At 52.8% G+C, this 13,331-nt stretch carries 10 protein-coding genes; 8 read left to right on the forward strand and 2 right to left on the reverse strand.

The window, feature by feature from the left end; all coding sequences use genetic code 11:
* Nucleotides 1-11 precede the first annotated feature (11 nt).
* From JXO50_02335 to JXO50_02350, 4 genes are all read left to right on the forward strand, one after another.
* Nucleotides 12-2,528: a ComEC/Rec2 family competence protein gene (locus tag JXO50_02335; GenBank protein ID MBN2331921.1), complete on the forward strand. Its 2,517-nt coding sequence runs from the start codon at nucleotides 12-14 to the stop codon at nucleotides 2,526-2,528.
* Nucleotides 2,529-2,845: 317 nt separating this feature from the next.
* A complete protein-coding gene (locus JXO50_02340) occupies nucleotides 2,846-4,114 on the forward strand; it encodes a histidine--tRNA ligase (protein ID MBN2331922.1) in 1,269 nt (422 codons plus the stop codon).
* Complete coding sequence (locus tag JXO50_02345; GenBank protein ID MBN2331923.1) at nucleotides 4,095-4,577, forward strand: hypothetical protein; 483 nt, start codon at nucleotides 4,095-4,097, stop codon at nucleotides 4,575-4,577. Before JXO50_02340 ends, JXO50_02345 begins: the two co-directional genes overlap by 20 nt.
* Nucleotides 4,578-6,089: a hypothetical protein gene (locus JXO50_02350; GenBank protein MBN2331924.1), complete on the forward strand. Its 1,512-nt coding sequence runs from the start codon at nucleotides 4,578-4,580 to the stop codon at nucleotides 6,087-6,089.
* Here the strand turns inward: JXO50_02350 and JXO50_02355 are convergent.
* On the reverse strand, nucleotides 6,015-6,719 hold the full coding sequence (locus JXO50_02355; protein MBN2331925.1) for a gamma-glutamylcyclotransferase: 705 nt from the start codon (nucleotides 6,717-6,719) through the stop codon (nucleotides 6,015-6,017). The two genes, JXO50_02350 and JXO50_02355, sit on opposite strands and share 75 nt — an antisense overlap.
* Nucleotides 6,720-7,115: 396 nt before the next feature.
* Between JXO50_02355 and JXO50_02360 the strand changes: the two genes are divergently transcribed.
* The 4 genes from JXO50_02360 to clpB all read left to right on the forward strand — a co-directional run bounded on the left by JXO50_02360 (nucleotide 7,116) and on the right by clpB (nucleotide 11,285).
* Nucleotides 7,116-7,409 (forward strand): EscU/YscU/HrcU family type III secretion system export apparatus switch protein, encoded by a 294-nt coding sequence (locus JXO50_02360; GenBank protein MBN2331926.1) that lies wholly within the window; start codon nucleotides 7,116-7,118, stop codon nucleotides 7,407-7,409.
* 266 nt (nucleotides 7,410-7,675) lie between these two features.
* Complete coding sequence (locus tag JXO50_02365) at nucleotides 7,676-8,077, forward strand: Hsp20/alpha crystallin family protein (GenBank protein ID MBN2331927.1); 402 nt, start codon at nucleotides 7,676-7,678, stop codon at nucleotides 8,075-8,077.
* A gap of 61 nt (nucleotides 8,078-8,138) precedes the next feature.
* Complete coding sequence (locus JXO50_02370) at nucleotides 8,139-8,582, forward strand: Hsp20/alpha crystallin family protein (GenBank protein ID MBN2331928.1); 444 nt, start codon at nucleotides 8,139-8,141, stop codon at nucleotides 8,580-8,582.
* Between the two features lie 105 nt (nucleotides 8,583-8,687).
* The gene (gene clpB / locus JXO50_02375; GenBank protein ID MBN2331929.1) at nucleotides 8,688-11,285 is read left to right on the forward strand and encodes an ATP-dependent chaperone ClpB; all 2,598 of its coding nucleotides are present in this window, start codon (nucleotides 8,688-8,690) and stop codon (nucleotides 11,283-11,285) included.
* 105 nt (nucleotides 11,286-11,390) lie between these two features.
* On the opposite strand, the gene JXO50_02380 is transcribed toward clpB, so the two are convergent.
* Nucleotides 11,391-13,259, reverse strand: coding sequence for a DUF3857 domain-containing protein (locus JXO50_02380; GenBank protein MBN2331930.1), 1,869 nt, complete (start codon nucleotides 13,257-13,259; stop codon nucleotides 11,391-11,393).
* Nucleotides 13,260-13,331: the final 72 nt, after the last annotated feature.

The following is a 13,331-nucleotide window of genomic DNA, read 5'->3' on the forward strand; positions in this document are numbered from 1 at the left end:
GTGTCTGACCGGTGAAGAGTTTTGCTTTCCGACCTCTGGTCCTACCCTTTTTGCAGATGTTGGCGGCGGTTGCCTGGCCGGTGCTGCTGCCGGCGGGCTGGCTTTATCCTTTGTTTGCCGTCTTAGCTGCCTGGATTTACTATCGATTAAGTCGATACTATAACCCCCAGGCCGAAATTCGAAAAACGGTTGTTTTTTCCTTCCTATTTTTTTCCACCCTGCTTTCCTCTCTCGTTGCTCTGCGGGTGGCAGCAAGAGTTTCCTCCTTTTCTGTCCGGCAGGAAGCAATGCCGTCAGCCCCATCAGAGAAAACTTTTTTAACGGTAGTAATTACCGGCTTCCCGGAAGGGTATTATGATTCCTGGATGGTGCCGGCAGCCATGGTCGGTGAAGCTGGCCATGCTGCTGGCGGGGATTCTGCCGGGGGGGTGAAGCTTTTGCTGCGCCTGCCGGCTGCTTCCTATGACGACCCTCGTCTGCCGCTTGTTGGTGATCTGGTGCGCCTTGAAGCGTCGTATCGTTCTTACCGCCCGCCAAAACATCCATTTCTGGCATTCCGGGCCTATCAATGGATGGCGAGTGACCGGCGTGTCTTTGTCCGGGTGGATGATTGGTCCGGTAGTGCTGTTATTGCAGAACGTTCTACCGGCAGTTGGTTGCGGCCCGTCGATCGGTTGCGCCGCTGGATATACGGTAAGGTCGCTTCAAGAGCCGCGCCGGAACATGTCATGGGTATCGTACAGGCCATGCTGCTGGGTACCAGGGATAAACTGACTCCGGAGATAAAAGATCTGTTTCTTGATCTTGGTGCCTACCATTTGTTTGCCATCTCCGGTTTGCACGTCGGCATTGTGGTTGCTTTTCTTTTTGCCGTTTCCTGCCAGCTTTTCAACCGCCTGTTCCCGTGCCTTTTTGTTGCCGGCCCGCGCAAGGTTGCCGCCGGCATTGCCTTGCTGAGCTGCTGGTTCTATGTTCTGATCACCGGTATGCACCTGCCGGCGGTGAGGGCTGGGATCATGGCCAGTGTTTTTCTCCTGTCGATCATGGTGGATGCGGCTGATGACCCATTCAGCTCTCTGCTGGCAGCAGTGATCATTATTCTCGCTCTCTGGCCTCAAGCTCTCTTTCAACTCTCGTTTCAGTTGTCGGTGGCTGCGGTTGCGGCAATCCTGTTGGCGTTAACGGTCTATTATCGGACAGCGGCCGGCTGGTTGACACTGGCAGCAGATAAGGGAGGGTGGGGAACGTGGCTGTCTGCGGGCACCACCTGGACTGCATTGATCCTGGTTATCGGCTTGGCAGCCTGGCTGGCCACCGGGCCACTGCTGCTCAACCGGGTCCATTTTCTGACACCTTTTTCCTTGGTCAGCAGCCTGATACTGGTTCCTGTTTTCTCCTGTCTTATTCTCCCCCTGGGGTTTGTAACCCTGCTGTTGTTGCCATTGCCGTTGCTGGGCACCGCTTGCCTTGGGCTTTTGACTATGGTGACCGGAATAATGATCAATGGCTGTCAGTGGGTCCATTCCCTGCTGCCTGGTCTCCGCTGGTATGCTGCTTCTTTTACTGCCGTTGAACTGATACTCTACTATGCTTTCTGGCTCATCGTCGGGATGCTGTGTTGTCGTCGTAAAAAAGTTGTTCCCCTGCTGCTGCTCGCTCTCCTGATGTTTGTCATGATGGTGGATGGTATTGTCTGGTATGATCGTCGCTTCCAACGGGATCATATCGCTATTTCAGCTTTTGTCGGCGGTTTTTCCCAGGCAATGATTGTTGAAATGCCAACGGGGGAGGTGCTGCTGGTTAATGGCGGCAGTTTTGCCAACCAGGATTTTTCCATGGTGGAATCAATTATTGCCCCTTTCTGCTGGTCACGCAAAATTGGTCATATTGATGTTCTGATATTGACCAACCCTCAACGTGGGGCGGTGGCCGGGCTTGATTTTATGATTGAACATTTCGGTGTCAGGGAAATCTGGTACAACGGCCTGTGGACCGGCTACCCGCCTTTTCGTGACTTTTATGCCAGGAGCAAAGAAAAAGGGGTCCGTTGGCGGAAGTTGACCGACTTTTCCCGAGCCTGGATATTCAACCGGGTAACCCTGAAGGCGGTGGCTCCCCCGGCTAACGATATTCAGCTGCTAGCGCCCTGGCGGACGTTTCTTGATGAGATGGCTTTATCCATGACCATACAATTTGGCGACTGCCAGGCATTGATATGGGGTGGATCGCCGACCGGGCTGCAGCGCTACGGTGTCCCGGAAGGGCAAGGTCAGCTTGATCTCCTATTTTGCATTCAGTCTCAGCCTGCTTCGGTGCCGATGGACGCTCAAGCACCGATGGTTGTGGTTCTCCCCAGCGTGTTCGCCGGCGGTAACGTTGACAAGTGGCCGAAAGGATCGCTTGTCTGGCAGACCAGGTCAGACGGTTTTATTGAGTGTCATCTGTTTGCTGACGGCAAAATCCGTATCAATAAAAAGACGTCCTTCTCCCAGGTGTCCCCATCCAGACATACGCCGGCTGCTAGGTAAATTTTTCCTATTGCTAATTCCGGGGTCCTGCGTTATCAACAAAGATCAGCGAATAAAGAGGGCTGCTGCTCGATCATTAAATGGCCCAAAGACAAGAACCTGGTTGACTGATTCTCACTTCCTGGAGCTGCCAAGGTTCATGTTCTGAGCGGCTTTGGGTGTCTGGAGGACATCTCGGAGTCGGCTGCAAGTGGCCGGTAAGAACGAGCGGGAATCTGAACTCTGGTGCTTGCCGGCCCTGGCATTCCTCAACGGAGAAAAAAGTTGCTTGATACGATAAAGACGTTCATGAAAGATCGAAATGATGGAGAGTGGTTGTGGGACTAAATGCCATAAAAGGTTTCAATGATATTTTGCCGACTGAGACCCAAGCCTGGCAGTGGATTGAGCAGGCTTTTCGCCAGCTGCTGGCATCATATGATTACGGCGAGATTCGTCTGCCGATCCTGGAGTATACGGAACTGTTTTCCCGTAGTATCGGTGATGATACCGATATCGTTGAAAAAGAGATGTATACCTTTGCTGATCGTTCGAACCGGAGTTTGACTCTGCGGCCTGAAGGCACGGCTTCGGTGGTGCGGGCTTTTATTCAGCACGGGTTGGCAGCGACCAGGGAAATCAATAAGCTGTATTACCTCGGCCCTATGTTTCGCTATGAAAGGCCCCAGAAAGGCAGGTATCGGCAATTCTATCAGTTGGGGGCGGAAGTGTTTGGCGAGGAGTCTTTTTGCCAGGATGCTGAGATGCTGATCATGTTGGCACGATATTTTCATGTTCTTGGTATTAGCTCGGCAAAATTGCACCTGAACTCTCTTGGTTGCGAACTGTGCCGTCCGGCCTATCGGCAAGCATTGCAGGGTTATCTCGAGCAGCGAATGACCGCTCTCTGTGCTGACTGTCACCGGCGGGTGCCCCAGAATCCCCTACGGGCTCTGGATTGCAAGCAGTCATCATGCCGGGCGGTGATGGCTGAAGCACCGAAAATTTCCGATTATCTTGGTGATGCCTGCCGGGAACATTTTGCTGGTCTTACAGGCCTGTTGGATCAATCAGGGCTTGAGTATACGATTGATCCTTTCATGGTCAGGGGGTTGGACTATTACACTCGGACAACGTTTGAATTTCTTGCCGGTGACCTGGGAGCTCAGAATGCTGTTGCTGCCGGCGGCCGGTATGATCGTTTGGTGGAGGCGTTGGGGGGGTGTGCAACCCCTGCCATTGGTTTTGCCATAGGTCTGGAACGACTCAATATGCTGGTTGATAACGCTGACGTTCCCGAATCGGATCCATTTATAGCCTTGGTGGCTCTGGGAGAAACAGCGGCAACGTTCCTGTTTCCTTTGCTGCATCAGCTGAATCAGGAGGGGATCAGGGCGGTGATGAGTTTTAAGGAGAAAAGCCTCAAGAGTTTGTTGAAAAAAGCCGATAGGGATAAGGTGAGCTACGCCCTCCTTGCCGGTGACCAGGAGCTCAAAGAGGGTGCCGCAATCTTGCGTAACATGATGACTAAAGAGCAGCAGTCGATACCCCTGTCGCTGCTGGTTGAATCTATCAGGGAGGTTTTCCATGGGCATCAAAATAACTGATCCGTCAGCAGTCCCTGCTACCGGTGGTTCCGGAAAAAATCGTCCGGTATCGGAACAAAATGCTGCGGGTAATTTTCAGGATCTGCTTCGCAGCCGGATTGATGCTTCGCACCAGCAGAGCCAGGGGGTCCAGAAGGTTGCTGTTCCCCAAGCACCGTTTCCCGTCTATGAAATTGATGAATTGCCGGAGCTGCCCCAGGGGTTTGATTTGCGGGAAAAGGGTATTGCCGATACGGAGCGATTAATTGGGATTATGGATGCCTATCATGACAAGTTGGATAAGGGAACTGCCAACCTTTTTGACAAGCGAAGGCTGATAGAAGATATGGAGGCGGTGTCCCGCAACATGCTTGGCTATATGGCTCACTTGACATCTGCGGACAAGTTGTATACGCTAATGAGAGATTCGGTCGTTATGGCTCGCGTTGAGATTGAAAAATATGTCCGTGGTGACTATGGGTAAATGAGCCTTTTTTTTCCCAACCAGTATAATGATACTCCCTACCGGCAACTGTATGAGCGCCTGACGACGGTTGAACGTCTGAGGCTCCTGCGCGAGTTTGTCGGTGTCACCTATGAACGCCGATTCCGTTTTCTGCAATCAACCAACTCCAGCCAGCGTTTTAAAGAGAACCTTGTCCTTGCCGGCAAGAGTCTGCATGAAAAACAGACTATCAGCCGTTTGACCTGGCGTCATCGCGACCTGCTGCCGGGTTATCTGCCGCTCATCTTTCGTCACTACCTGTTCGGTTTTCTGGTGCAGTTGACCAGGGCCAGTCATCGTGCTCGTCTGCCGCAACCATCGCCATCCTGTTATTGGGAAACGCCGGTAAACCTGATCGTTCTCCGTTGGATTAACCGCCATTGGTCGCTCTGTCAGCAGGCCATAGCCCCCCATGTTGAACGGGTTATCGAAGAGAAGGTCAGGCATTTGTATATCTATTGCCTGCTTGCCTTTGAGGCCGCCCGCAGTATTTTTGATGAGGAGGAGCTGGCTGCCGAAATTGAGCTGTATCGGGCTTCTCAGATGCCAGGTGGAACCCCCATCGGCCTTGAGATGGAATTCAGCAATCTCGGTCGTTATGCCACCTTTGACAAGCTTGGTCGTCATGGTGTCGATGCTGATCCATTCCACAATATGGAATATTACAGCGCTTTCATGCTTGAGGATGTGACCTGGAGACTGGGAGGCTATGTCGATACCCATGTTCGCGGCCGTCGCCTATTTACCCTTTCCCGCTTTGGCGGGTTTTATGAATATTCGCTGGTGCGGGTGGATTATCCCCGACATTACAGTCTGCCTTTGACCACCGATCCGTGGGTGGCGAGCGCCATGATTGGTGAGACCATCGATTTTGTCCGTGAGATCAAGCCCCACAGCCTGCATGTGAATCTTGAAAATCGGGGGTTGGGGGTTGTCCGCCCCCAGCTTGATGATTATTTGTGTCTGCTGATGCTGGGTGGGGACCTGGGGAAGGATGAAAACGGCAGAATGCTCGAAAAGCGTTTTGGTGGCAACGAATTGCGGGGGGTTATTCAGCGGCGGAAACACCTGTCTCTTTTGGCCGAGAAGAAAAAGGCGGTGGTGGAATATTCTTTTCTCCGCCTCTGGCGTGCCGGTGATCGGGAGTATGGTTATTTGCCGGTGATTATGGCTCTGAAAGGTTTTCAGCATGGCTATAATCTCGATTTGAGTTGCCGTGATCAGGTGCAGGGGATGCTGCACTGGGCGCAAAATCCCCGGCCACTGGCGGAGAGTTCCCTGCATCGATTTGTGGAGACGGTCAAAAGCGGCCTGAGGAGTGAAGAGGCCTATGGCGAGAGGGAGATCGGTACATGGGGAGACCAGATTATGACCATCCTCAAGGACTGGAATCGGATACTCTCCTGTGTCATTATCCTAGAAATTTTCGATCCGTTTCCTGCTGTTATGCTGGCAGAGGTGGGGGTTTTTACAAAATTTTTCACAGGCTAATGATTGGGACCAGCGCTCGTGCAGATGTTCATCGATGCATAGCGCCGGTTCAATATGGACGTGCTGCGGTTCGGGTACTTTTTTCATCCGTCTGAACAGATTCCGTATGCGTTGCGCCTCCTTGATCTGGGGCTGTTCAGAGAGCAATTTCCAGCTGCCGCAGGAGATAAGGAACTCTTTCTGGTGCTCCGGGGTCAGATGTTCTATGGGGTAGGTATAGACCCAAGCTTCCTCCTCCTGGAATTCCCGCGGATTGGTATTCGTTTCAACTACGATGGACAGCTTTTTCCTGATATAGATGCTTTTCTGGAAGTTGTCTGGGTAGTAGCTCTCCAACTGGTCCAAAGCCTTCATGGTTTTTTCCGGCCTTTTAAAAGTCATCAGTTCACCAAAAACGATATCTTGGCAGCCATCAAGGATAATGAGGCCGGGGAAGCCGATTGGCAGGTGGTAGAGCAGCCCTTGGCAGTAGGCCGGCTGGATGCTGGTTACCTGCCTGCGGATAAAGCGGTTGAAATTCTTGTAGCGTTCCATCAGACTGCCATAGACAAAAAAATAGGGCGTCGTGAGGACGTCTGCTTTTCTTAATTCAGCCAAGGCTTTGAGTCGCAAGGCGAGTTTATCGCTCATGGTGATCCGTGAGGTTTGCCCAAAAAAGAGGTTGGCGCACAACCAAACGATATCCTCTTCAGAGTTTTTCCTGAATGCCGGTGGTGCTGAAATGTTTGGTGTCGCAGGGGAATGCTGGAGCCTTTCAGGAAAAGGCCGGGGGATAATAGCACGGAGACTGACTGAAATCAAGCTGATATTTTTTCCTGATGGTGCCTTTTGTTGGCAGGTTGTGATTGTCTGGACCTGACGCCAACACCGTAATGTTTTGGGGGAGTACGTTCTGTCGTGTGGGGTTGTCTGGCGCTGCGGTGTTTCGGCTTTCTGGCTGAAAACTGAGTTCGTTTGCTGCGGTCAACTGCAGCTCTCCAGAAAGTTGCATGGGTTGGCTTCCCCCCATTTTTTGATGAGGATATCATGTCTGAAAATAGTAAAAAGCCAGAGGTGAAGAAGGAAAGGGCTGCCGCAGCGCTTACCTACGAACGGAGCAAACAGAAAGCGCCGACGGTGGTTGCCAAAGGTTCCGGCTTGATGGCGGAAAAGATTATCGAGGTGGCCAGGGAACATGGCATTCCCCTGAGAGAAGATCCGGCATTGGTGCAGGTGCTGATGACCCTCGATATCAACCAGGAAATTCCCCCCGAAGTGTATCATGTTGTTGCCGACATCCTGGCGATGATTTACCGGGCCCACCAGAAGTACGATTCCTGAAACACTCCCAGCCTCACATTCCGTTGCTGTTGACTGAAAGACTGTCTTGCAAAAATGCCTTTTTGCCCGTTTGCCGTCTTATGATAAACGGGTACTCCCTCCAACTATGACGGGATTGATGAGGTTGCAATGCTCACCTACCTCTGCCTTGAATAATCTATTTTTCTCAAGACTGCCTAAAAAATCCTTTTGATCTTGACAATCAAAAAAGCAGTATTATCTTTATATTGTAGATGGAACGACCACATGAATAATGAGGAGGAAGGATGAAAGAAAACATCTTTTCCCAGCCAAGCTGGCAGCCATGGGGAGAGGACTACACCGGCAGTTATGAGTTTACCCCCCATGTCGATGTGATTGAAGGGCCATTGGCTTACAGACTGCTGCTGATGATTGCCGGGGTTGAGCCTGACCAGCTGACAGTTGAAGTCGATGATAATGTTCTTGTTCTTGCCGGGGAGCGTCGCCGGCCGGCGCTGGAACATGGAGAACTATTTGCCAGAGCTGAAAACCATTACGGTGTTTTTGAGCGGCGTTTTATCCTTCCGGATTCAGCTGATAAAAACGGGGTGCGGGCTCGCTATGAACATGGTGTGCTGGAGGTAGCCATTGCCAAAAAAGCTGCAGGGCCAGCACGATATATCCCGGTTGCCGGGGGAGATGGATAAACGTAGCATGTGATGACGAAAACATTTTTTAACAACGTAGTGAATGAGGAGGTAATGAATCATGGCATTGGTAAAATGGACCCCATTTCGTGATTTGATGACGATTCAGGATCAGATTAATCGTTTGTTTGAAGACAGTCTGCAGCGGACCGATGAAAAGAGGCTGATGGCTCCGTCCTGGCAGCCGCTGGTGGACATTTATGAGGATGGCCAGGCAATCATTATCAAGGCTGAACTGCCGGAGGTTGATGAAAAGGATATCCAGCTCAATATCGAGAATAATACCCTGACCATTAAAGGTGAACGGAAGTTGGAGCAGGAGGAGAAAAAGGATAATTATCACCGGGTTGAGCGATTCTATGGTTCTTTTACCCGTTCCTTTGACTTGCCGACAACGGTCGATCAGGATGGCATCAAGGCGAGCTATGATAAAGGGGTTTTGAAAATAACTCTGCCGAAAAAGGAGGAAGTGAAGCCCAAAAAAGTGCAGATTCAAGTGCAGTAACCAATCCGGTGACAGGTTGCGTTTAAGCAAAGGGGGCACTATCTGCCCCCTTCTCTATGGCAGATGATAAAAAAGATGTGATCCGCAGATAAGGAGTTTTGCCGGATGGATTTGAATAAATTGACCCAAAAAGCCCAGGAAGCAGTGCAGGATGCCCAGAATATCGCACTCCGGCGCAACCATCAGCAGGTTGATGGTGAGCATCTGCTGCTGGCCCTGCTGCAGCAGGAACAGGGCCTTATTCCGAGAATCATTGAAAAAATTGGTTTGGTGCCGGATACCATCGGCCGGGAGATTGAAAAACGGCTGGCCGCTTTTCCCTCGGTCACCGGTACCGGCGCGTCCGCTGGCAGTATCTACATTACTACCCGGTTGAATAAACTGTTTCTGGGAGCTCAGGATGAAGCCAGTCGCCTGAAGGATGAGTATATCAGCGTTGAACATCTGCTTCTCAGCCTGCTCAATGACACCGCAGATCCCCTGGCGGCAATGTTTGTCGGCTATGGTGTCACCCGCGATAAAGTGCTCCAGGTGCTCAGCGAGGTGCGGGGGGCGCAGCGGGTGACCTCCCAGAATCCTGAAGAAACCTATCAGGCTCTGGAGAAATACGGTGTTGACCTTACCCGGTCAGCCAGCCAGGGAAAACTGGACCCGGTTATTGGCCGGGATGACGAAATTCGTCGGGTGATTCAGGTCCTCTCCCGGCGGACGAAGAATAATCCAGTGCTGATCGGTGAGCCGGGAGTGGGAAAAACAGCCATTGTTGAAGGCTTGGCCCAGAGGATCATCCGTCAGGATGTGCCGGAAAATCTGAAGCAGAAAAAGCTCGTTTCACTCGACATGGGAGCCCTGATTGCCGGTGCTAAATTCCGCGGTGAATTTGAGGAACGGCTGAAAGCGGTACTCAAAGAAGTGCAGGAATCCCATGGTCAGGTTATTCTTTTCATCGATGAGATGCATACGGTGGTCGGCGCCGGCAGGGCCGAAGGGTCGATGGATGCCGGCAATTTGCTGAAGCCCATGCTGGCCCGGGGCGAGCTTCATTGTATCGGTGCCACAACCCTGAATGAGTATCGCCGGCACGTGGAGAAGGATGCCGCTCTGGAGCGGCGCTTCCAGCCGGTATTGGTAAAGCAGCCGACGGTTCCCGACACCATCTCTATCCTGAGGGGGTTGAAGGAACGCTATGAGGTCCACCACGGAGTAAGAATTAAGGATGCCGCTCTGGTGTCGGCGGCGGTTCTTTCCCACCGCTATATCAACGACCGGTTTCTGCCCGACAAGGCCATCGATCTCATTGATGAGGCGGCTGCCCGGCTGCGGACTGAAATTGACAGCATGCCTGCTGATCTGGACGAGGTGACCAGAAAAACTATGCAGCTGGAAATTGAGCGCGAAGCCTTAAAAAAAGAGAAGGATGACGCCTCCCGCAAGCGTCTGGGGATACTTGAAAAGGAACTGGCTGATCTGCAGGAGAGCAGCGCCGCTCTGCTGGCCCAGTGGCAGGTTGAAAAAGAGCAGATCAGCCGTCTCCAGGAGCTGAATAAGCAGTTGGAAGAAACCAAACGGGAGATTGAAAAGGCGGAGCGCAACTACGATCTCAACCGGGCGGCGGAATTGAAGTATGGTGTCCTGACCAAGCTTGAGCAGGAAAAGGCTGCAGCGGCACAGTCGGTTGCCGGCCCGAAAGGCGGCAGCCGTTTGCTCAAGGAGGAGGTTGATGAAGAAGATGTGGCTGCCATTGTCAGCCGCTGGACCGGTATTCCGGTGAACAAACTGATGGAGGGGGAGCGGGAAAAGCTTGTCCACCTGGAGGAGATGCTCCATCGCCGGGTTGTGGGCCAGGATGAAGCAGTGCAGACGGTTGCCGATGCGGTTCTCCGGGCTCGGGCCGGGATCAAGGATCCCAATCGACCAATCGGCAGCTTTATTTTCCTTGGTCCAACCGGGGTCGGCAAAACGGAGCTGGCCCGGTCACTGGCTGAATTTCTTTTTGATGATGAAGAGAATATGACCCGTATTGATATGTCGGAGTATATGGAAAAACACGCGGTTGCCCGCCTGATCGGGGCGCCGCCAGGATATGTCGGTTTTGAAGAGGGTGGCCAGCTTACCGAGGCCGTCCGTCGCCGGCCTTACTCGGTGCTGCTGTTTGACGAAATAGAAAAGGCCCATCCCGATGTCTTCAATATTATGCTGCAGATTCTTGATGACGGCCGGCTGACCGATGCCCACGGTCGGACGGTGGATTTTAAAAATACCGTCATTATCATGACCTCTAACATCGGCAGCCAGCATATTCTGGAATACCAGGGAGATGAACAGCAGTATGGCAGGATGAAGGACCGGGTGCTGGCCGACATGCGCGCCCAGTTCAAGCCGGAGTTTCTCAATCGGGTGGATGATATTGTTGTTTTTCACTCACTGAATAAGGTTCAGCTGCAGTCTATTGTTGATATTCAGCTGCGGCGATTGTTTGAGCGCTTGGCTGAGCGGGAGATCGTCCTGGAGCTTACTCCCGAGGCCAGGGGATTCCTGGCTGAAAAAGGTTATGATCCCGCCTATGGCGCCCGGCCGCTGAAACGCTCTATCCAGCATTATTTGGAAACGCCGCTGGCCCGTGAAATCATGCAGGGGAAGGTGAAAAACGGCAGCCGGGTGAGGGTGCGGCCGGAAGGTGATCACCTGATTTTCATGAATTAAGAGAGTGCCGGTGCAATCGTGGAGCATGGTCACCGGCGGCTTTGGCCGCCCAGAGCTTTATCCAAACAATGCCTGATTCTGGGGCAGCTTAGCGGTTGAAGCATTTCAATTCCGCACCTTTTCCGGTTTGATCAACACCATCAGCATCATAGGCTGATGGAAACTGACCAGTTGCCGGCGAAACTGCTGGTAGGTGGAATCTGCCGGCAGGATGGTGCGTTTCAGTTCAATGGTTCTGTTGTAGAGCAGGTGATTGCCAGCCATGGCGGCGGTTGTTTCCCATGTGATGCCGGGCAGTTCTCCGGCAGTGGATAAGGGGATCGTGCTGCAGGTGCTCATGGCCGGCAGGGAGATGGTGAGCTCCAGGTTGTCGGCGAAAGGGGTGTCAATCATCAGAGCTGTCCGCCGATCCGGCAGGCAGGTTGTGAATTCCCCTGGCAGCGCCGGCGTTGGAATGGTGAAGAGGGAGTATCCGCCGACCATGGGAAGTGTCCGGGGAATGGTGAAACGGCACTCGATGATAACCGGTTGCTGCAGCTCCTCAAGGCCGCTGGTGGTTAATGACCCGTCTATGACCGCCAGCGGATCAATGGCATGGAGAAACCGGGAGGCAGTAATCTGGCGTTCCTCTGGTGACAGATAGCGCCATTGCTTTCTGGCATCCACTGCCGCCTCTCCGCTAAGTACCGTTTTTATGCTGCCGGCAAGCTGGTTTTCGGCGGTCAGGGAGATGTCCATCTTGGTATGCTGCTGGTTAGGGTAAGAGGTGATGACTGGCACCAGACTGCCGTCGGCCATGCTCAGTGCCAACTGATCTTCGCAGCCGGTAAAGCCGGGTGGCAGTTCCTGCCGCTCGAAGGAGTAGTCTTTGCTGCGGCAGCGAACCAGGGGATTGCTCAGCAGTTCCGGAGAGGGGGCGGCTGAAAGATCAGTCAAAAAAATACCGGAGGTGTTGCTCCACAGCAGTGTGGCCGGAATCCGAAGGTGCTGGAGGACCTGGTAGAAAAGCAGGGCCAAGTCGGCCGGCGTGCCATATCCCTGGGCCAGCGTTTCTGCTGCTGGCTGTGGGGTCAGGTCGGTTGCCAGAAAACTGATGGGGTTGGGCGTTATCTGGCGCATCAGCGATTCATACAGCCGGTCGACGGTGGATATCTCCAGGGCAAAGGGCTCCAGGTTGAGAGCTGTCAAGGTGCCGGCTGATGGGGCGATGCGGTCTGCATACCATGAGGAAACCTGTTGCCAGCTGCCAAAGGTGGAAAGCAACAGGCTGAAGTCCTGGTTTTCGCTCCGGGGTGTCAGTTGTTCAGGGACCTGTTTGGGCAGCATGACGGCTTCCCAGCAATAGGTGGTCGTTTCGTTTTCGTGCCGCTGTTTTGTGCCGCTGATGCCTGCGGGTTCCCGAAAATAGAGAGAGAGGCTGTCAGGGACGGTTACGGATACACTTTTTTTGCTGATTGGATCGTCAAGGCGAAACAGCTCTTCAGCCCAGAACCCGAGGCGGGAGTGGAGGGTCAGTTCAATATCTATGGTGGCCCCGGGAACCACCGACGGCAGGTTGACGATTTTTTGCCGGCTGTGGGAATGGATGGAAGCATTGGCAGTCCAAGGAGCCAGAATATCATGCACCTCCCCGGTGTCGGCGGCAATCACCGATCCCTCAGGCGTGGTGGTTTCAGCCTTCTCGATGGTGACGCTCTGGTAACTGTCATTGTAGGCAAGTTTGAAGTCGGCATAGTTCTTTTTACCCTTGTAGGTGATGATTTTACGAACCACATGAATTTGGAGATCATAACTGCCATTCTGGTTGACCGTGTACCGTTTGTCAATCAACAGGGTTAGGGCGTCGGCATCCTGCAGCCAGTCGGCTGGTGGGGAGGATGTTGTGCCCCGGGCTGCCGACGTCCCAAGGGTTGCAAAGAGCAGGATGACAAACACGAGCCGTAAAAAATAGTTGCTGTGTCGCTGGGGATGCATGATTTTCTTCCTTTTCCTATTGACAATTTCAATGTGAATTACTAAGGTAATAGCGATTATCAATTCAAAAGC

It is taken from the genome of Candidatus Anaeroferrophillus wilburensis, assembly GCA_016934315.1.
GTDB lineage: Bacteria > Desulfobacterota > Anaeroferrophillalia > Anaeroferrophillales > Anaeroferrophillaceae > Anaeroferrophillus > Anaeroferrophillus wilburensis.

Bases quoted from the DNA above. Each gene is read 5' to 3' on its own strand.
- JXO50_02345 (MBN2331923.1), top strand. From the start codon at position 4,095: ATGGGCATCAAAATAACTGATCCGTCAGCAGTCCCTGCTACCGGTGGT.
- JXO50_02350 (MBN2331924.1), top strand. From the start codon at position 4,578: ATGAGCCTTTTTTTTCCCAACCAGTATAATGATACTCCCTACCGGCAA.
- JXO50_02355 (MBN2331925.1), bottom strand. From the start codon at position 6,719: ATGAGCGATAAACTCGCCTTGCGACTCAAAGCCTTGGCTGAATTAAGA.
- JXO50_02360 (MBN2331926.1), top strand. From the start codon at position 7,116: ATGTCTGAAAATAGTAAAAAGCCAGAGGTGAAGAAGGAAAGGGCTGCC.
- JXO50_02365 (MBN2331927.1), top strand. From the start codon at position 7,676: ATGAAAGAAAACATCTTTTCCCAGCCAAGCTGGCAGCCATGGGGAGAG.
- JXO50_02370 (MBN2331928.1), top strand. From the start codon at position 8,139: ATGGCATTGGTAAAATGGACCCCATTTCGTGATTTGATGACGATTCAG.
- clpB (MBN2331929.1), top strand. From the start codon at position 8,688: ATGGATTTGAATAAATTGACCCAAAAAGCCCAGGAAGCAGTGCAGGAT.
- JXO50_02380 (MBN2331930.1), bottom strand. From the start codon at position 13,259: ATGCATCCCCAGCGACACAGCAACTATTTTTTACGGCTCGTGTTTGTC.